Consider the following 20,150-nt stretch of genomic DNA (forward strand, 5'->3'; position numbering starts at 1 on the left):
TTGGCATCATCATGCGGTTTGCAAAAGATAAATCCCCACTTTATCGCTACTTAGAGCAAGATAAAGCCGTCACGCCAGACGAAACGAGCAGCACACAAGAGACACAAAACAACCTCTCGCCGATGGCGAAGATTTGGCATATTGTCGCGATGATCCCGCCTGGTAAAGTCAGCAGTTACGGCAAGGTGGCCGATTTTGCGGGTTTACCCGGGCGTGCACGCTATGTGTCAAAGGCGCTCAAATCGGCCCCCGAACATTTGTCACTTCCTTGGCATAGAGTACTCAACAGCCAAGGGGAAATATCCTTCGAAAAGCATTCAGTCTCCTTTCAGGAACAGATGGAATTATTGCGTATTGAAGGCGTTACAGTGAACTGTGGCAAAGTAGACTTGTCTGAGTTTGAGTGGCAACCGGATATGGCAACCTTAGTGATGTCAATCCCCTTCTAGTTTAATATATTGATCTATAAACTGTTTACACCCGATATAGCCTCAGCTATAAACAATTAAGCGTGACAGTTTAGCCAATGGGATAAGCGGTGTTAGCCGCAATCTGTTTGCGATATAAAGGAGCATTACTTGCGCACAATTCCAACGTTATTCGTGAGTCTCGCACTCACCCACAGCGTATTTGCGATGGCGGCGCCAACGCCTTTAACGCCTCAAACTGCTGAATATCAAGTTAATTATGGTGATATTGAGTTGGGTAAGGCCAAGTATCAACTGCCCCCCATCGAGGATGGCGTTTATAAATATCGCTTTGACAGCGACCTTAGCCTGTTATTACTCACCGATGTGCGCCATGTACTGAGTGAATTTGGCCAAGAGGGTAATCAATTATTACCAATGCGCTATTTGCATGAGCGTAAAGGTGTTGGCCCGAACTTTGTCGAGCAAACCGCCTTTGCCAAGGCTCAGGGGATGATCCACACCCGTTATAAGGATGAAAAAGGCAAATTCCCCTTTGAAGGCGATATTTTCGACCCTTTAATGGTGCAGCTGCAGTTTCGTCTCGATATCAGCGCTGGTAAAGAAGTGCTTGATTATAAGATGGTAAAATCCAACGAGCTCGATGAGTATAAGTTCCATGTGATTGGTAAGGAACGGATGACAATTGAAAGCGGCAGCTACGATACGGTCAAAATTGAGGTAGTGCGTGACAATCATAAACGCCAAACCTTCTTTTGGATGGCGCCGGATTTAGCCTACCTGCCCGTTCGTCTAACGCACTTTGAAAAAGGCAGCAAACAGCTGGATATCAAACTGCTGAATTATCATTTCGACGATGTACCAGTTGCAGTCGCGCCCGCAGCCGTTGAAGCCGCTGCCGATGAAACCGAAGTTCCGACAGAGCCGAAAGTACCTAAACTTTTAGGCACAGGCGCTAATTAAATTAGTTAAGTGTTTATGGCTGATAAGACGAATTGAGTGCTGTTGCTAAGAAGCCGCAACAACACAGCATAAAACACAAAAGGCCAAACGTGAGTGACTCCGTTTGGCCTTTTTGTCTCTAATTTAAAGACATCAAATAGAATGATTGTGACAGCGCCCCGATTACAAATCGATAAGTAGCTCACCTAAGCGGAATAACTTCCAATTACCGGGTTGCATCACCTGCCAGTCTTCGTTTTCAGTCAGTGGCCGAGTGGCAATCACGGTGACAACGTCGTGCGGTGTGGTTTCTTTATCAAAATCAATCACCACATCGGTATCAATTAATTTTGCCTTACCGAAGGGCGCTCTGCGGGTGATATAGCAAAGATTATTACTGCAGTAGCTCATCAGATATTCGCCATCACTGAGGATCATATTAAACACCCCAAGGGCGCGGATTTGTTCGGCAAGCGCTGCAACAAATTTAAATACGGCTTGCATATCGTCGGGGCGACGGTCGCCAAACTTGGCCGCGATCTGCTCCAGTATCCAGCAAAAAGCCAGTTCACTGTCGGTATCGCCAACGCTCTGATAACGGGACACCTGAAACTTCGCCTGATAATCACTTAACTGGCCATTGTGGGCATAGGTCCAATAACGGCCCCACAACTCACGGGTAAATGGGTGGGTATTTTCAAGCGAGACACAGCCGCGATTAGCTTGGCGAATATGGCTTATCACCACCTCGCTTTTAATCGGATAAGATTTGATCAACTTTGCAATGTGCGACTCACTACTCGGGCAGGCATCCTTAAAAGTACGGCTGCCACGGCCCTCATAGAAAGTGATCCCCCAACCGTCGACATGGGGCCCAGTGACGCCACCACGCTGTGCTAACCCTGTAAAACTAAACACAATATCGGTCGGCACATTGGCGCTCATCGCCAGTAACTCACACATATTTCTCGCCTTTCTTAATCCAAATATCCACGGTTTTGCATTGTAACTAGTTGATGACATTTGTGGAATGATCAAAGGTGACAAAAAATTTAAACAATTGTTTGAAAAATACTTGTATTAAAACTGCCTTAGGTTTAACTTTTATGCGACACAGGTCAGACCACAAACTATAATTGTGATCGTAATCAACAAAACTCGTTATGACCTGTGATTGGCACTCGGTCATGATTAAGGAGAAATACAGTGACTACCCTACTTTGGCTCATCGCCATGATATTAGTGCTAGGAGCCCTAGCTTACCTTCGGGTATCTTTGCTCACTGCCACTATTGCAGCCGCTGTTGTGATGACAGCCGGATGGACACTCGATGTTGTCGGCCCTATCTCTTGGATTATCTTCCTGGTGATCGCGCTGCCCCTCAATATCAGTGCATTTAGACAAAATGTTATCAGTCGCCCACTGATGAAGATCTACCGTGGCATCATGCCCGAAATGTCTTCTACCGAAAAAGAAGCGATTGAAGCTGGTACCACTTGGTGGGAAGCAGATCTGTTTGCGGGTAACCCAAACTGGAAAAAACTCCACAACTACCCTGTAGCTCGTTTAAGTGCCGATGAGCAAGCCTTCTTAGACGGTCCAGTGGAAGAAGTGTGCCGTATGGTGAATCAACACCAGGTATCACACCAACTGGCTGATTTACCGGCTGAAGTATGGCAATACCTGAAAGATCACGGCTTCTTCGCCATGATCATCAAGAAAAAATACGGCGGTTTAGAGTACTCAGCCTACGCCCAATCACGCGTACTGCAAAAACTTGCAGGCATTAGCAGCGAACTGGCTTCAACTGTAGGTGTACCTAACTCCTTAGGCCCTGGTGAACTGTTACAACACTATGGTACGCCTGAGCAGCAAAACTATTACCTGCCACGTTTAGCCAAAGGTTTAGAAGTGCCTTGTTTTGCGTTAACTAGCCCTGAGGCTGGTAGCGATGCGGGTTCTATCCCTGACTTTGGTATCGTATGTAAAGGTCAATGGGAAGGCGAAGAAGTCTTAGGTATGCGCTTAACTTGGAACAAGCGTTATATTACCCTCGCCCCAGTTGCAACTGTATTAGGTCTGGCGTTTAAGCTGCGTGACCCTGATCACCTGTTAGGTGATAAAGAAGAGCTGGGCATTACCTGCGCGCTGATCCCAACTGACGTTGAGGGCGTTGAAACAGGTCGTCGTCACTTCCCGCTAAACTGTATGTTCCAAAACGGTCCTACTCGCGGTAAAGACGTGTTCGTGCCATTAAGCTTTATCATCGGTGGTCCGAAAATGGCAGGCCAAGGCTGGCGTATGCTGGTTGAGTGTTTGTCTGTTGGCCGTGGTATCACGCTGCCATCAAACTCTGCCGGTGGCGTGAAAACAGCCGCTCTGGCAACAGGTGCCTATGCGCGTATTCGTCGTCAATTCAAACTGCCGATTGGTAAGTTAGAAGGGATTGAAGAGCCAATGGCACGCATCGGTGGTAACGCGTATCTGATGGATGCAGTGACCTCATTAACCACCACAGGCATCGATTTAGGTGAAAAACCTTCGGTTATCTCGGCTATCGTGAAATATCACCTGACCGATCGTATGCAGAAATGTGTTATCGACGCCATGGATATCCACGGTGGTAAAGGTGTGTGTTTAGGCCCTAACAACTACTTAGGCCGTGGCTACCAAGCGGCTCCGATTGCGATTACCGTTGAAGGTGCAAACATCCTGACACGTTCGATGATCATCTATGGTCAAGGCGCTATCCGTTGTCATCCTTATGTATTGGCCGAAATGGAGTCAGCGTTTGATAGTGAGTCTGGCCAAGGTTTAGCTAACTTCGATGCGGCCATCTTCGGTCACATTGGTTTTGCGACCAGTAACTTTGTCCGTAGCTTCTGGTTAGGTCTGACATCAAGCCGTTTCTCTAACGCGCCATATTCAGATAAAACCAAGCGTTATTATCAACATATGAACCGTTTCAGTGCCAACTTAGCCCTGCTGTCAGACTTAGCCATGGCAACCTTAGGCGGTAACTTAAAACGTAAAGAGCGTATTTCTGCCCGCTTAGGCGATCTGTTAAGCCAGTTATACCTCGCCTCTGCAACCTTAAAACGTTACCAAGATGAAGGCCGTCAAACCGACGATCTACCACTGGTTCAATGGGCGGTTGAAGATGCGCTGTACAAGTTACAGGCTTCATTAGACGATTTACTGGATAACTTCCCTATGGGTCTGGGCGGCGTATTACGTGCCATCATGTTCCCATTCGGCCGTCCACTGAAACGTCCAAGCGATGTGTTAGACCATAAAGTGGCCAAGATCATGCAAACGCCATGTGAAAGCCGTGATCGTTTAGGTAAAGGTCAGTTCTGGACTAACTCTGAGCACAATGCTGTGGGTATCCAAGAGCAAACGCTGAAGGATATTCTTGCCGCCGAACCTTTATTCGACAAAGTCTGTAAGGCCAGTGGCAAACGTTTACCTTTCATGTGGTTAGATAAAGTCGCTGCTGAAGGTAAAGCCTTAGGTGTATTGAGCGACAGCGAAGTAGAACTGTTGGAACGTGCCGAAATCGGCCGTATGAAGTCTATCAATGTGGATGACTTTGACCCAGCAGAGCTGCGCCCTGAAGTCGTCGCAACGACGTCACAGGAACGCGCCGCTTAATAGCGAAGCTGTATTAGCTGAGCTGTACTAACTAAGCCCATCTAATTAGACAAAAGGCACTACCTATGTAGTGCCTTTTTTATTTTCGCCTCACTTAGCAGGCTTATCTCTTCGCAATTGCCAAGCTCTTCTTAGCCTTGACCTTGTCCATTATCCCTTCGCCAACGTTTCTTCCGAGGTAATGATGTTATCTTGTGCTTCAACCTCGGGTTGTGATGGCTCTTCATCCTTAGTTTTCGCTTGCTGCTCAAGTCGTTGACGCTCAGCTTCTTCCTCGGCCTTGGCTTTCGCTAGGGCCGCTTCTTCCGCCGCTTTGGCCTGTGCAGCTATCGCCTCTTGCTCGGCAATCGCCTGTTGGATTTTCGCTTCTTCAAGCGCTTCAACGGGCAATAGGCTGATTAACTCTATACCATTGGGGAATTGGGTATCATTGCCTGACACAATCACGACTTTGCCTTCTTTGGTCAAATACACTAACGGCAATGCGGTTTCGCCATAACGTTTGCGGAAATGCTCGAAGGTGAAGTTTTCAGTTAAGTTAGTGACTTTAAGCTGAGCTCCTTTCGCCATTTGACTGGCAATTTTGGTGTAGGACACCGCATCACCAAACAAACATAGCCGCTGTTTATAGGATTCGGACAATTGATGGCGCGCACTGCCCTGCTCGGCATTGTTCAGGCCAAAGACCTTTTTAGAACCTAGCACATCTTGAAAATAAAAGGTCACCAGCGGGTTTAACTGCTTATAAGGCGACATGATCAGCACTCGGCCAATCCCGGTTAAATCCATATAGGTTTCAGCATGTTCTGAGGCAGGATTACCAAAATAGACCGGAATATTGTCCATCCGCGCGAGGCGAATGTTATCCCAGTTGCTGTCGGCCAGCAGCACTTTGATATCTTTGGCCTTCAAGATTTTTGCTAGTTCGCGGGAGAACTTGGAGGCTCCGAAAATTAATAATCCTTGCGCCGACCCCGAGGTCACCCCAAGGTATTTCGCCCAGCGGCCCGCGGTTAAACTTTGGATAACCACTGTGCCGATAATAATTAAAAACACCAAGGGTACAATGGCATCGGCGCCCTGCACATTATTCGCCTCTAACTTAATAGCGAATAAGGAAGATACGGCCGCGGCCACAATCCCCCGCGGCGCAATCCAGCATAGGAACCACTTATCGGCCTTTGATAGTGACGTCCCAATGCCTGACACCCAAATACTGAGCGGCCGTGCAACTAGCATAGTCACGACGAGTACGCCTACCCCGCCCCAACCTAAATCCATCATGGCATTTGAGTCGAGTCTGGCGGCTAACAGGATAAATAAGGCGGAGATCAAAAGAACTGTCAATGTCTCTTTAAATTCGAGGATTTCAGCAATATCTACACCGCGCATATTCGCCAGCCAAATCCCCATCACAGTCACTGTGAGTAATCCGGACTCTTCCTGCAATAGGTTGGAGCCGACAAAAATCCCCAGCATTAGGGTTAATACTGCGGTATTTCGTAAATAATGCGGCAATAAATTGCGGCGGATCACTTGCCCAATTAAGTAACCTGACGCTGCGCCTAAACCTAAGCCAAGCGTGAGCATAGAACCTAGTGCATAAAGTACATGGCTGGTTTGATCGCCAGATACAGTAATGTATTCAAACACTAATACCGCCAGCAGCGCACCAATGGGATCAATCACAATCCCTTCCCAGCGTAAAATACTCGCCAGTTGCGACTTAGGCCGCACGCTGCGCAGCATAGGCACTATCACGGTCGGGCCCGTAACCACCACGAGGGCGCCAAATAACAGTGCGACCTCCCAGCTAAAATCTAGCAAGTAAAAGGTTGCGACACTGATGCAGCCCCAAGTGATCACCATGCCGATGCTCACTAAGTGAGTCACCATACGGCCATGATCTTTTATCTCCTTAAAATTGAGGGTCAATGCGCCCTCAAACAGGATCACGGCAACACCGAGTGAAATGATAGGAAACAGTAAATCCCCGAAGATTTCATCGGGATTGAGTACCCCAAATGCGGGGCCTAACAGCAAACCACAGAGTAATAAGGGTAAAATTGCAGGTAACCTAAGCTTCCAACCAACCCATTGACAAAATAACGAAAGCACCCCAATCAGTGCTAACATCCCAGTGATTTTTTCAACCATAAAACTTCCTTTCGTTGGCATGGAGTGGTGAATATTAACCAAGCTAACACGCTTTTTTCATACTGAAAAATGAACTATTGGTGATAACCATAGCAGCTAATAATGCGTGCTTTTACAAAAAATTTCGTATCTAGGTGATACGCTCAAACGATAGACAAATTGTTAATGGTAGTGATCTTAGATACACGGCAACAAAGCCATGTTGCTAATGGCTGGATAACGAGAGGGTTTAAGGCTGTCACTTTAACATCGAGTATTCTTAACCTTGGCTAAAGAGCGGCAAGTTTTTGCTTTATTTGCTCATCGGGCAGTTTTTGCAATATTTCTTCGGGGATCTTGCCATGAAATTTTGTCGCATAGTTTGCTAAACAAAGTAATAAAGCAAGATTATGCTCCGAATCAGTCAGCTCAGGTTCTGCACTCGATAAAATGATATCGCACAGAGACTCACTATAACCCCATAGTGTTAATAGGTAGGCAGAAATAGCGACAATTAATTTTCTCGCAGGCCAGTCACCGACTTGTGACGCAAATAAACTCTGCCATGTTCGCGATGATACGATCAACTCCCCTATTGCCGACATTAACGCAGCAATAAATAGCTCTTCTTGAAGACCTTTATGCAAACTCAATTTGCTGGCAATTTTTTGTGCGTTTAGCGCCAACTGATAGGCATGTTCATTAATATTTACTTGGGTTGCTTTATCTATGATAGAGGTTGCCGATTGTTCTACTGCAATTGAAGTTATGATCGCACAGGTTAAATCTACCCCTAAGCGTTTAATAGCTTCTTCAATTGAGAGCGTCGTTCGGCTAAAGCCGAGAAAAGCTGAATTTGCCAACTGCAAAAGTTTGGCCGTGATTAAAGGTTCGTGAGCTACAAGATCAACAATATCAGCCGCTTGTGACTGTTCATCTTTAAGCACTTTTCTGACTTGCTGCACGATATCCGGCAATGGAAGCAATAACGCACTCGCCCCTAACATCGCCCTAACATCATTGGTAAAAGGGAGTTTATGTGTTCTCTCAACACAAGTTAAAAGTTGCACTATATCCTGTTCATTAAACGGCTTGCTCAACACAAAATGAGCCGCTTTACCCGCTTTACACACCACTTCCTCGGTTGTGTCTCCTGTCAGTAGTGCTCTAATCGCGCCAGGATAATGCGTAGATGCCTCTAAAAGTACTGCATCTCCGTTGATTTCGGGCATTAAGTAATCACAAACAATCAGATCGAGCTTAATATGTTGAGGGATTGATTTGGCCCAATTTACCCCATCTTCCTCAACCCAAAACTGCCATTCAGGTCTCAACCGCTTCGCAAGCCTTAACAGCGCTCTAAGCATAAAACTGTCGTCATCAACAAAGAGTACATTGAACATGGTTCTCTCCTAAGGCATTGTCGAAGAAAGGCTTTCAAAGGAGGTTAATAGTGCTAAATAGTCCTCTTCCGATTGAGGTTTCGAAATGCAATAACCTTGGATAACATCGCAACCTAAATACTTCACGATATTAAGTTGGTCCAAAGTCTCAATCCCTTCTACAACAACTTTCATATTAAGATCGTGCGCTAATCTAACCACATTAGCGACTAAGCTTTCAGTATTCAAATTACTTTCAATATCTAATATCAGTGATCGATCAATTTTCAGCACATTGATAGGTAACTTACTCAAATAGCTTAATGAGGAGTAACCCGTGCCAAAGTCATCAATCGCGATACTTATCCCTAATTCGGCAATAGCATTGAGCGTAATTGCACACTCATCAAGATTATTAAGTAAAAATGTTTCGGTTAATTCAAATTCAAGGAGTGTGGGCTCAACACCAGTAAGCTGAATATGATGCTTAATCCAATGGATGAAATCAGGTTCCATTAGCTGACGACCTGAAATATTTATCGCCATTTTGCCAAATTGAACACCCTGACTATGCCATTTAGCAGCGGTGATAAATGCCGTTTTGAGAACCCAGTAACCAATATCGACCATTTGGCCATGTTGCTCGGCCAGTGGAATAAACAACGAAGGCGAAACCATACCAAAATCTGGATGTGACCACCGAATTAGTGCTTCGCAACCGGACAAGGCATATTCAGCAACATCAAATTTTGCTTGAAAATTTAAGAATAACTGTCCTTGCTCTACGGCATGAAACAATGCTTGATTGAGCGAGATCTGGTGTTTTTTCCGTTCAACAGCTTGCTTATCGTAACGCATAAACATACGCACTGCGTCTTCAGCAATCATCATATTGCCGAGTAATAAATTATTCAGAACGGTTCTAGGATCATCGCCATCATCCGGAATAAGGCAGTAGCTTACAGCATAATCGAGCTGAGATAGCTTCACATCAGCTTGGGCAGTGACAGGGTCGATAATGGCTGCGGCCTTTTGTAACGCATTCATTTCAGACGCAACATCAGGTAAACAAAGAACAAATTGCTCATTCGCAAGTAAGGCGAGTTGCCCACTCTCGCCCATGGTATTGCGTAACTGTAATGCAATACGTTCAATGGTTCGCTGTGCTTCGGAATAACCAATCATGCGGCTCCAAAGCTCAAAACTTCTGATCTTAATGACTACAAGGACCATTGGGCGACTGGCGTTAAGATATTGACCTATTAACGAGACAAGCTGTTGATAATTAATCAAAGAGGGAAGCTCAAATACTGCATTAAGGAGCTCACCATCGGTCACTGGATGGAAACTCAACACCACACCTGAGGGCCCCGCTAAACGGCAGGTGACTTCTAGCTCTGTGTGGTTTAATAAACGCATCGACATACTCTGCCCAATTGACAGTGCTTGCCCATGCAACCTTGAACGGTCACTTTCAACCCAAAAGTCATCCAATAAACGCCCTTCAACAAAGGTTTCGCCTAACAGCTTTCTTGCGGCGATATTGGCCTGACTAATCAATGAAGGATAAGATATTTCAACTAAAGCATCAGAACTTGCTAACAGCATTTTTTGTGATTGGCGTTGAAACAAACACTTAGCATAGTGAGTAAAAGCATTTTCAACTTCATCAAGTAGCTCATCATCTTCCCAAGGTTTCTGTAAAAAGCGATAGGCACTTCCTGCATTAAGTAAGGACTTTACAGACTCAAAATCAGAGTAACCACTGAGCACTAGCGCAACGATATCTGGGTATAAACGCTTAATTTTAGAGAGTAACTGCCCGCCATCCATATAGGGCATTCGAAAATCGGTCAGCACGACTTTGCAGTCGAAAGAGAGCAAAGCGTTAAGAGCTTCTTCTCCACTCTGGGCAGTCTTTACGGTATAGCCAGAACGAGTCAACAGGCGGCTAAGAGCCTTAATAATTCCTACATCGTCATCCACTAGCAATAAAGACTTATCCATTGTAACCCCTAACTTAATAGCATATTTACCCTATTTAACAGATCTTTATTATCAAAAGGTTTTGCAATTGCATCATCGGCACCTAATCGAATTGATTCAACAAGCTCAGTCGATGAAAGCCCTGACAATACTAAGATTTTAAGTGTTGCCAAATCTGACCGCTGCCGAATAAATTGAATGACCTCAAAACCATCTAATCCAGGTAAAGACAGATCGAGCAGAATTAAGTCTGGCTTCTCGGCAATAATCTTAACCCCAGCCTGAAACCCATCCTGTGCAAATAAAATTGTATAAGGCGTTGATTGAAGAGCTCGCTTCAGCGCATTACGCATCGACAACTCATCATCAATAATAAGGATAGACTTTTTGGCAGCCGACAACTCTTTATTATTTGAAGCTAAAAATGCTTCTGGCATAGGCATCTTCTGTTGATGCAGAAAGTTGATAAAGTCTTCAACTAAGACCCGATAATTTCCACGCCCGGGTAACTTATGGCCTTTCAGTTGACCATTAGCAATCCAGCGACTCACAGTACGTTGATGCACATCACAATATTGGGCGATATCACTTGGCTTGAGCGTTTTCATGCAGGTGTGTCTATGTTTAATCTTGCTTAGTTAACACTTATAGCATAATTTTAATCTATAAGACAAATAGGACAAATGTGATAGGTGACTTGATGACAACCCCATCTGATAGCACTCTCCCGCTGATTCTGTGTGTGGACGATGAAGCGAGTATTTTAAAATCGCTACAACGGCTTTTTATCTCAAAAGACGTGCAATTATTGCTTGCAGAAAGCGGTGCCAAAGCGCTGGAATTAATGCAGAACCACAGAGTCAATGTCATTATTACCGATATGCGTATGCCTAACATGACCGGCGCGGAGTTTCTCGCAAAAGCGGCCGTTATCCAACCCGATGCCTATCGGATCCTTATGACAGGTTATGCGGATCTTGCCTCCACTGTCTCAGCTATCAACCTCGGAAAAATTCATCGATACGTACAAAAGCCTTGGGATAATCAGGAGTTGCAAACAGTCGTTGAAGAAGGTTTAGCACTTTACCATTTACTACGCCAAAACAAACAGTTAACAGCAAAAGTCGCTGCACAAAACAAGCAGTTGAAAGAACTTAATAGCTCCTTAGAAGAAACCGTACAAAAAAGAACTGAACAACTGAAACAAACGCTATTAAAATTTAAAAGCTTAGCGAGCGAAAGGCAAAAAGACGAAGCCGCAACCTTAGAAGTGCTTTATAACATTATTGTTAGCTACCCACCCCTCAGTGGTGAACTCGCGCGTAAAATTAGCGCAACCTGTGAATATCTAGCAAACGCGTTAAAATTACCCTCCGACCAAGTGAACACTATTACCAAAGCAGGTTTATTTTCCGAGATTGGTAAAATTGCCCTGCCTCCTAAAATCGCAGAAACCGCTTATACCGATCTCCACAATCGTGAACGTCGTATGTTCAATGAACATCCTCTGCACGCTGAAGAGATATTACTCCCTGCTCTGCATTTAAGTGAAATGTCACTTATCATTGCAAACCAATTAGAACGATTTAATGGCGGTGGTGAGCCGGCTCAAAAAGCTGGGGCCGATATCCCTCTTGGATCAAGAATATTGGCCATCGCTAGGGATTTTTGGTTACATGTAGAAGGTCGTTACGATGGTAACAAAATGACAATGACCGAAGCCTTCGACGCAATTCAGCTCCATCAGGGCAGTTATTACGATCCGGCTATTGTCAAAGCATTGTCGGTATTAGTGGCCTCCGAAGAAGTCGATATTGCCAATAAAGCGCGCCGAGGTTTGGAAGTCAGTGCGCTCAAACCAGGGATGAAATTGAAACAAAATCTCTACAACCTTAAGCATATTCTTCTCTTACCTCAGGAACACGTACTTACCCAAGCCTCTCTCGATAAATTGTGGAAATATCAGCTAAAACACAAGGAACAACTGCTGGTAGAGGTCGAAACCACGCCAGATGAAAAACGCTGAGAAAGCTAAGAATGAGGCAGCAAACATACTAAGCAAACTCTTAAAGTCGCCTACAATTAAGTTATCGAATCGATTGCTTTCTCGGGTTGCATTGCTGACTAAACGACTAAGACCCTTTTGCTTTAATCGCCAATAAGTTAGCAAAATTTTAAAACACTCATTCCCGTCTATAAGGTTACATCAGCGGATAACGACTAGTATGAGTGAGATGCTAAGGACTCAGCGCAGACATACTAGTGTTAGAGTGTTCGATAGAATTAAACAAAGTAGCTTAAAACATGGGCAGGCAGATGAGTAATAAGAACCAACAAGAAGTATTGCTAAACCAATTAAAAGCTGAAAATCAGAAGCTGCAAGAGTTTAAAAAACTGAACAATTTAATGTTAAAAACGATGCAAGCATTTACTGAAAATATTGACCAATCGGTGCCATTTAGCTCACTTTTCAGCTTAATCGCCCAAGAGGTCAACCCAGACATCCAGCTAATTATTACCTGCAATCAACAAGGCGATGGTGTTTATGTTGTAGCAAGTACGAATAAGGAACTAGAAGGTAAAGATTTTATCTTAAAAAATACTGAAGTAAATGCGAAAAACATATTCGACAAATCAGCAGTCTTTAATAGTCAAGTCAAATCAGCTTGGCCAAGTATACTACAGGAGTTTTCAGCACTCGCCTCCTCGGCAATCATTCAACCAGTAAAAATCACGAACCGTTGCTATGCAATAGTTTTACTAATGAATAATGCTAATGGGTTTAGTGCAGAAGCAAGTTCGGTGATATCAAATTACAGCAGTTTCATTGCTAGCATACTTACATTAATGGAATATCGACATGTCTCGAAAGAGAGAGATAACCTATTTGCTCAACAAAAACGCATGGAAACGAGCATGGCACGTCAGGGAAAACTAGCTGCTATTGGTCAACTTGCAGCTGGTGTCGCCCATGAGCTAAACAATCCATTGGGATTTATTTATAGCAATTTGAATACTTTTAAACTTTATATAGAAGATATAGAAACTTTTATTAGTAACGCGTGCAAAAAATCATCTGACACGGATAATCTATATAACAAAAGTAATTTACAATTTATCATTGATGACAGTAAAGAATTACTTAGCGAAAGCTTAGAGGGCGCAAGGCGAGCGCGAGACATTATCAAGAATCTTCGAAATTTCTCACACCCTGATGAGACTACAATCTCCAAAGTGAACATTTTAAAACTTGTTGAAGATGCCATCAAAATAGCAAATACACAATTTAAAAAACAAACTAAAATTTTAATCAAGAGTGAAAACCAAGATTTTTGGATAGAAGGAAATATCACACAACTCTGCCAAGTTATTTTAAACTTGATAAGTAATGCTCACCATTCCATTAATCATTCGAATGGATTGATAGAAATAAATATAATAAGAACAGCATCGTGGATCAATATTGAAGTTATAGATAATGGTAATGGGATTGATAAAGCAGATATTCCCCATCTATTTGAGCCATTTTTTACAACAAAGGAAATAGGACAAGGCACAGGATTAGGGCTACCGATCTCTCGAGCGATAGTTGAACAGCATAATGGTTGTCTTGCCCTTGACTATACGGGCTCAAAGGGGACTAAATTCATTATCAGTTTACCGGAGTATACTAATGCTAGCAGTAATTAAAAACCATAACAAGCCTATAAAAAAACATAGGTTGTTGTTTTTACTATATTGCATTACTATTGGTTTACTCGCTAATTTATCAGTAGTATCCTTTCCAATTGCAGTACCATTTAATGTAGGAAATGTTGCAATATTAGTTATTCTTGCTCGATTAGGCCCTATTTGGGCATTGATCTGTTTTTTATTTGTGACATATCCATTGCCCTACGACATCACAATCACTAGTAGCATTTTACAAGTAATACTTTTCTATCTCTATAATAAATTTGAAAAAATCAACTTATTAACTGCATCGTTAATCTATTTCATTTCTATAGCAATTTTAAACCGATTAATGCTACCAGAGGCCATAACTGATAAGTATTTTTTCCTTTTAATCTTTACAACCTTAGCGACTGCATTATTTGCCTGGAGTATAAAAGCTGCAAACCTACTTTTGGCGCTTTATGTAAATGCTCAGCAACTTAGAAAACAGTCTCTACAACATCAATTATCCTATAGAGTTGGATTATACACAGCCATTCCTGCCACACTATTAATTACATTGGGATTAAATGGTATTTCCAGCTTGCACTTAGTTAAACAAATAGCAATTTTTCAAGACGAAGTATCAATACTGAACAAAGAAATAGAAGCAAAGCTTAAAAATTATGTAGATAAAATTGAAACGATAACTAATTTAACAGATATACAGTTGACAAAAAACACACTCAAACAGTTAGTTGAACAATCACCTGAATTCATATCAGCTTTAGTCACGGATAAAAATGGACTAGTAAGAGAGTTTTACAAAGCTAACTTAAATGAAAATAGACTGAATAATGAGAGCGTTGCTGATAGACCTTACTTTTATCAAGTCAAGAAATCTAACACATCTTTTCTCAGCGACACCTTTATGGGGCGTGCATTAGGAGAAGATCAGCTATTCGCCGTGAGCACACCAATTAAAATAGACAATCAATTTAGCGGTGTTTTACAACTTGCAATAAAACTTGATTCACTATTAAAAGTTTTTAGCAATCGAAATGATAGCATATCACATCGGATTTTACTTGATAGCTCAGGTAAAAAAGTATGGGGAAGTAATATAAGCGGGGAAATAGGAAGCATATGGGTACGACCCAATCATAGCCTGCCAATGGAAAATAAGTTTTTAACCAATAGTTTATTTAACCCGCTAAAGCCTATCACTTTCAGTAAAGATGCTCACCATCTTATTATCAGTGAAGATGTATCAAACTCAGGTTGGTCATTGTATTTTTTTATTGATACCGATGATCTATTTCTAATATTTTCAATATATTTTTTACTTGCATTATTACTCATAACATTAATTCTCGAAATATCAATACAATTTTCAAAGCGCTTTGTAAAGCACTACACCCAAGCGTTAGAACAACTGGTGGATTATACTCAGCAGTGGGATGGAAAAAGCTCAGTTAGAAAGAATTTAACGTTTACTCAATCTGCACTTGAAATTGATACCCTAGCACACAGTTTTGTAAATATGCAGCGAAGAGTTTCTGGCGCTCATCATGCTATAATATCGACGATGAATGAAGTTAGGCTTCTTAATGAAGAATTAGAAGAGCGTGTTGAAAATCGGACTAAAGAACTAGAACTTGAGCGTGATAAAGCAAATCATCTTGCTTCAATAAAAACACGCTTTCTTGCTAATATGAGCCATGAGATTCGCACACCCATTACTATAATAAAGGGATTTACAGAGCAAATATTGCCTAAAACAGATGGTGAAATTCATAGTGCGCTATGTAAGATAGAACAAAACACGACTCATTTACAAAGCATTATCAATGATATTTTAGATGCCGCTAAAATTGATGAAGGTAAAATGACTATTGCTGAGCAGTATATTGATATCATTCCACTTCTAGAAAGTATTTACGAGTCAATAGTCATGCTAGCAAGTAGTAAAATGCTCATCACTGAATCCGAAATTGATGTCGGAGAAATTAGATATGTAATGACTGATCCCTACAGGCTTAAACAAATATTATTAAATTTTATAAGTAATGCCGTAAAATTTACACATCAGGGTAAAATTAAGCTTGTCGCAAATATCAATCAGTCAAATCAGCTATATATAGCAATAATCGATGAGGGTATTGGTATTTCTCAAGAACAAGCCTCTAATTTGTTTCAAGCCTTTACTCAAGCAGACTCAAGCACTAGCCGTGATTTTGGCGGCACAGGTTTAGGTCTATTTATTAGTAAACAATTAGCAGATGCCATGTCTATTACACTCGACATGCAAAGTGAACCAGGTGTTGGTTCTTGTTTCTCAGTCACAATACCGGAAAGCAAAGTAACCAATAACATCAACAGTGTTATTACACATAGTCACGAGGCGAGTGATGAAAAATATAACTGGGAAAACTTGCATATACTGATTGTTGATGATGTAAAAGATATTAGAGATTTGATTGCAATTTATCTTCAGGAAACAGGTATAAACTTGAGCTTTGCTGAAAATGGACAACAAGCCGTTCAACTTGTAAAGCAACAATACTATGATTTAATTATTTTAGACCAACAAATGCCTATTATGGATGGTGTAACAGCGGCAAATGAGATTAAAAAGTTTAATAAGAAAATCCCCTTACTACTACTAAGTGCAGATATACTGGATGTAGAATCTACTCTAGGTGAAGTATTTAAAGAGAAAATATCAAAACCATTTACTAAGGTTCAACTTTTAACCACATTAAGCAAATTGCTCAACCTAAAAGAACCTTCGGTTTTAAAAAATAATCTTTTAGAAGATGATTTAGTTATTGAATATTTAGAAACCTTGCCTAGTTTAATGAATAAATTAGAATCATTAATCGAGAATGGTGACAGTAATAATTTATCCCGCGAACTACATAAAATTAAAGGAACAAGTGCTTGTTTTGAACTGAAATCAATTTCGCAATCTGCTTTAAAGCTACAAAATCTATTAACTGAAAGAACACTATCAGTATCCGATTTGGAAGAACTATCCTTTGCCATAAAAAGTTATAGTGATAATACTAAAGATAGTATTAACTCAAAGTGATGCAAATTAAGATATGCTTTCGGGAGACAAAATGGGTAATATAACCGTAAATGAGGTGCCCTCTCCTAATACAGACGCAACTTTTATTTCACCTTTATGTTTTTGCACTATACTATAGGACAATGACAACCCCAATCCAGTACCTGTTCCCACGGGTTTTGTAGTGTAAAATGGTTCAAAAATTTTTCGCATATCTTGAGGTGCTATACCAGACCCAGTATCACTAATGACGATATAAAACTCAGCATCTGTCGCACTAACATCAATTTTTATTTCGCCCTTATCTTCAATAGCCTGAGCAGCATTCACAAGTAAATTAAGGAAAACCTGATTCAGCTGCATGGGCTGGCAATATAGTTCGGGCAAATTTTCCTGATAATTCCTCACAATTACAGCTTTGTACTTAATTTGGTTTGCTGCAATTTTTAACGTATTTTCAATACCTTCAATCACATTAGCATATTGCCAATCACTGCTATCGACATGAGAAAATGACTTAAGGCTTTTTACTATTACGGCAACGCGCTCTAATCCCTCAATGGATTCATTTATTAAATCGGGTAGATCTGAACTAATAAATTCAAACTGCTGACGTTTTAACATGTCCTGCTCAAGTGCAAAATAAGGTGGAGAGCCAATTTTTTTTGTCAGTTTTTGATAAAAGGACAGCAGCTTCAGCAGCTTATTATTATAGTCCTGCAGGCTTTGTAAGTTGGAGTTAACAAAACCGATAGGATTATTTATCTCATGAGCAACTCCAGCAGCGAGTTGCCCTATAGCTGCCATTTTTTCTGATTGCAGCAATTGATTTTGGGCTGTTTCTAATTTTCTATTGAGTAAACTAAGCGAAGCATGCTCATGCTCTAATTGCTCAGAAAGGCTCTTTTGGGCTTGATAATAGCTCGCTAACTCAGTGACATCTTGTACAATTAAGCAAACGGTTTTAACTTGATTATCTTCAATATCAAGTGGGAAAAACTCAATATTTTGATACATTGCAGTTTCTTCACCCGTAATAGGTCTGCTACTGCTAAAATCAAATACATGGGGCCTATGTTCCCAATAGGAAAAGCTTGCATTATTCAATACAAACACACTGTTAATTTTTTTTTGAAGAAATTTAGCAGCCTGAGGAAATAACGTGAGTAAGTTTTTTTCTTGTTTATCTCCAGCTACAGAAGATAAACGATCACTAAAAAAATCATTCCAATAAACAATATTGTAAAGCTCATCAACCACACAGATCCCTAAGGGCAAACGTGAAGCAAGTTTCTGTAACAGTTGAGAATTACTCATAATTACTCCAGCAATAGCTGCAGTTTGGCTAAAAGTGTTTGAACCGAATTTTCTTCCAAACAAATCACAATCTTCGAGTCAAATTGACTTACTTCTACTTTAAACTCTACTTCCATCATTAAAGTACTAGCCCAGCGATAATGGTAATGCTGATTTGAAGCGCTATACATTGTCGGCATACTTAGCTTTGCATTCAATGCTAACTGTTCCGCAAATCCCGTTAAACAAGCCCCTGCTAAAATATTCGCAAGCTCTAGCAACAGTTCATTTAAGCTATCTTGAGTTAGGGGAAGCTCGTAATCCATAAGTTGACCAATTGCATCACACCCCTGCTTGGATAATGTAGCAATTACCTCACCTTTAATCGTGCCCAAAAAAGATTGTCGCGTGTACCATACTGTCTCATCAGACAACATAGTGCAGAATTGCTCGGGGGTAACATCGCTAATTTTGGGAATTGATAAAGTGATTTTCGCTCCAATTAATCGAGCAAGAGAGTTAGCAGCCTGCCCCATAGAGATATTCATCAACTCCTGCAAGGCATCTCGCTGTTCTTCTGATAGCAACATGTTCATATGAGCCCCACATCAAAAAGCGCTTCTCTTAGCTGTGCAGGCTGCAATGGTTTTTGCAAAAATCGAAAGGCACCTAGGGAGTCTACTAATGATTTTGCTTCTGGCTGAATATCCGCACTGATAACAATCACGATAGTTTTTGATTGTTGTTCATGGAGATACTTTAAAACCCCAAATCCATCAAGCTCAGGCATGGTCAGGTCGAGGAATAACACCTCAGCTTTGCCTGAATTTGCAGCTTCTATGGCCTCTTTACCATTACATGCTTCCGTGATTTCAACGTCCCAATCCTCCGGCAGAGCACGCCTAACGGCTTTTCGGGACATTAACGAATCATCCGCAATTGTGACTGGAATAGGCATAGCATCACCTCAATAATGTCTCATTTGTCTTATATTAGTCGTTATTCGCGATGCGTCAACATTGAGCCAGAAGAATAAAAAATGATGCCCTTATCATAGAATGAACATTGGTTAGAAATGTTCGGATGAGAATAACCTCCTATACTTGTGTCGTAACGAAGTATGACTAGGTAAATTGCTTACTTTTAACAGAGCCAGCACTCACGAACGCATGATCATATGGTCAACGGCTTTTGATAAAACTATTAAAATCGAGTGTCATCTACACATTAATACTTTTCAGTGCTTAGCATAACCACTGTAAGAGTGGAGGATAAACCGAACCTTGTTTTGAATGCACTCAAGCAATTATTAAGCATTTATGTCACGTACAAAGTAGAAATCTCAATAAACTGATGATGCTGTCAACCGATGAAGAATATGACCCCTGTTAAAAATGAGTCCTATACCAATCCTATTAAATATCTGTTCATTCAGCGGTAGTTCAACGCGCTTTAGACAAGGCGAAGGCTTGAATGCATAGTCGTGCTCTGTCGAAAGCCTTAAACACAGTATAAAGCGCGTTGCTATACAGTGAACATCAGTCGCCCTTCGAGTGCCACACTGCCATCCCACTCCCGCGTCACATTGACTTAAAAGGG

General features: G+C 41.7%; 15 protein-coding genes. 6 read left to right on the forward strand and 9 right to left on the reverse strand.

Features of this window, described 5'->3' with window-relative positions; genetic code table 11:
* Positions 1-8: 8 nt before the first annotated feature.
* The gene (locus EYR25_RS15585; protein ID WP_165953585.1) at positions 9-449 is read left to right on the forward strand and encodes an MGMT family protein; all 441 of its coding nucleotides are present in this window, start codon (positions 9-11) and stop codon (positions 447-449) included.
* Positions 450-578: 129 nt separating this feature from the next.
* A complete protein-coding gene (locus EYR25_RS15590; RefSeq protein WP_133181275.1) occupies positions 579-1,391 on the forward strand; it encodes a DUF3108 domain-containing protein in 813 nt (270 codons plus the stop codon).
* A 162-nt stretch (positions 1,392-1,553) separates the two neighbouring features.
* On the opposite strand, the gene EYR25_RS15595 is transcribed toward EYR25_RS15590, so the two are convergent.
* Entirely contained in the window at positions 1,554-2,333 is a 780-nt protein-coding gene (locus EYR25_RS15595; RefSeq protein WP_133181277.1) for a class II glutamine amidotransferase, read from the reverse strand.
* Positions 2,334-2,576: 243 nt separating this feature from the next.
* Here EYR25_RS15595 and fadE point away from each other — a divergent pair, with 243 nt between their 5' ends.
* Positions 2,577-5,024, forward strand: a complete 2,448-nt coding sequence (fadE, locus tag EYR25_RS15600) for an acyl-CoA dehydrogenase FadE (RefSeq protein WP_133181279.1) — start codon at positions 2,577-2,579, stop codon at positions 5,022-5,024.
* Positions 5,025-5,174: 150 nt separating this feature from the next.
* On the opposite strand, the gene EYR25_RS15605 is transcribed toward fadE, so the two are convergent.
* The 4 genes from EYR25_RS15605 to EYR25_RS15620 form a co-directional block, all read right to left on the reverse strand.
* A complete protein-coding gene (locus tag EYR25_RS15605) occupies positions 5,175-7,181 on the reverse strand; it encodes a cation:proton antiporter (protein WP_133181282.1) in 2,007 nt (668 codons plus the stop codon).
* Positions 7,182-7,450: 269 nt separating this feature from the next.
* Positions 7,451-8,563, reverse strand: coding sequence for an HDOD domain-containing protein (locus tag EYR25_RS15610; RefSeq protein ID WP_023265608.1), 1,113 nt, complete (start codon positions 8,561-8,563; stop codon positions 7,451-7,453).
* Positions 8,564-8,572: 9 nt separating this feature from the next.
* Positions 8,573-10,549, reverse strand: coding sequence for an EAL domain-containing response regulator (locus EYR25_RS15615; RefSeq protein ID WP_133181284.1), 1,977 nt, complete (start codon positions 10,547-10,549; stop codon positions 8,573-8,575).
* A gap of 8 nt (positions 10,550-10,557) precedes the next feature.
* Positions 10,558-11,136 (reverse strand): response regulator, encoded by a 579-nt coding sequence (locus EYR25_RS15620; protein ID WP_133181286.1) that lies wholly within the window; start codon positions 11,134-11,136, stop codon positions 10,558-10,560.
* 92 nt (positions 11,137-11,228) lie between these two features.
* On the opposite strand from EYR25_RS15620, the gene nosR reads away from it, so the two are divergent.
* The 3 genes from nosR to EYR25_RS15635 all read left to right on the forward strand — a co-directional run bounded on the left by nosR (position 11,229) and on the right by EYR25_RS15635 (position 17,276).
* Positions 11,229-12,554 (forward strand): response regulator c-di-GMP phosphodiesterase, NosR family, encoded by a 1,326-nt coding sequence (gene nosR, locus EYR25_RS15625; protein WP_133181288.1) that lies wholly within the window; start codon positions 11,229-11,231, stop codon positions 12,552-12,554.
* 290 nt (positions 12,555-12,844) lie between these two features.
* Positions 12,845-14,218 (forward strand): sensor histidine kinase, encoded by a 1,374-nt coding sequence (locus EYR25_RS15630; protein WP_133181290.1) that lies wholly within the window; start codon positions 12,845-12,847, stop codon positions 14,216-14,218.
* Entirely contained in the window at positions 14,202-17,276 is a 3,075-nt protein-coding gene (locus EYR25_RS15635) for an ATP-binding protein (protein WP_133181292.1), read from the forward strand. Before EYR25_RS15630 ends, EYR25_RS15635 begins: the two co-directional genes overlap by 17 nt.
* Positions 17,277-17,282: 6 nt before the next feature.
* On the opposite strand, the gene EYR25_RS15640 is transcribed toward EYR25_RS15635, so the two are convergent.
* From EYR25_RS15640 to EYR25_RS21400, 4 genes are all read right to left on the reverse strand, one after another.
* Positions 17,283-18,572 carry a sensor histidine kinase gene (locus EYR25_RS15640; RefSeq protein ID WP_133181294.1) on the reverse strand — a complete coding sequence of 430 codons (1,290 nt, stop codon included), beginning with the start codon at positions 18,570-18,572 and terminating at the stop codon, positions 17,283-17,285.
* Positions 18,573-18,574: 2 nt separating this feature from the next.
* Positions 18,575-19,147: a chemotaxis protein CheX gene (locus EYR25_RS15645; protein WP_023265601.1), complete on the reverse strand. Its 573-nt coding sequence runs from the start codon at positions 19,145-19,147 to the stop codon at positions 18,575-18,577.
* Entirely contained in the window at positions 19,144-19,509 is a 366-nt protein-coding gene (locus tag EYR25_RS15650) for a response regulator (protein ID WP_133181296.1), read from the reverse strand. Before EYR25_RS15650 ends, EYR25_RS15645 begins: the two co-directional genes overlap by 4 nt.
* A 384-nt stretch (positions 19,510-19,893) precedes the next feature.
* Positions 19,894-20,079 carry a hypothetical protein gene (locus EYR25_RS21400; protein ID WP_133182900.1) on the reverse strand — a complete coding sequence of 62 codons (186 nt, stop codon included), beginning with the start codon at positions 20,077-20,079 and terminating at the stop codon, positions 19,894-19,896.
* Positions 20,080-20,150: the final 71 nt, after the last annotated feature.

The organism is Shewanella decolorationis (assembly GCF_004354305.1).
Classification (GTDB): Bacteria; Pseudomonadota; Gammaproteobacteria; order Enterobacterales; family Shewanellaceae; genus Shewanella; species Shewanella decolorationis.

What these genes read in the sequence shown, in the direction of transcription:
- EYR25_RS15595 (WP_133181277.1), bottom strand. Translation starts at nt 2,333, where the DNA reads ATGTGTGAGTTACTGGCGATGAGCGCCAATGTGCCGACCGATATTGTG.
- EYR25_RS15605 (WP_133181282.1), bottom strand. Translation starts at nt 7,181, where the DNA reads ATGGTTGAAAAAATCACTGGGATGTTAGCACTGATTGGGGTGCTTTCG.
- EYR25_RS15610 (WP_023265608.1), bottom strand. Translation starts at nt 8,563, where the DNA reads ATGTTCAATGTACTCTTTGTTGATGACGACAGTTTTATGCTTAGAGCG.
- EYR25_RS15615 (WP_133181284.1), bottom strand. Translation starts at nt 10,549, where the DNA reads ATGGATAAGTCTTTATTGCTAGTGGATGACGATGTAGGAATTATTAAG.
- EYR25_RS15620 (WP_133181286.1), bottom strand. Translation starts at nt 11,136, where the DNA reads ATGAAAACGCTCAAGCCAAGTGATATCGCCCAATATTGTGATGTGCAT.
- nosR (WP_133181288.1), top strand. Translation starts at nt 11,229, where the DNA reads ATGACAACCCCATCTGATAGCACTCTCCCGCTGATTCTGTGTGTGGAC.
- EYR25_RS15630 (WP_133181290.1), top strand. Translation starts at nt 12,845, where the DNA reads ATGAGTAATAAGAACCAACAAGAAGTATTGCTAAACCAATTAAAAGCT.
- EYR25_RS15635 (WP_133181292.1), top strand. Translation starts at nt 14,202, where the DNA reads ATGCTAGCAGTAATTAAAAACCATAACAAGCCTATAAAAAAACATAGG.
- EYR25_RS15640 (WP_133181294.1), bottom strand. Translation starts at nt 18,572, where the DNA reads ATGAGTAATTCTCAACTGTTACAGAAACTTGCTTCACGTTTGCCCTTA.
- EYR25_RS15645 (WP_023265601.1), bottom strand. Translation starts at nt 19,147, where the DNA reads ATGAACATGTTGCTATCAGAAGAACAGCGAGATGCCTTGCAGGAGTTG.
- EYR25_RS15650 (WP_133181296.1), bottom strand. Translation starts at nt 19,509, where the DNA reads ATGCCTATTCCAGTCACAATTGCGGATGATTCGTTAATGTCCCGAAAA.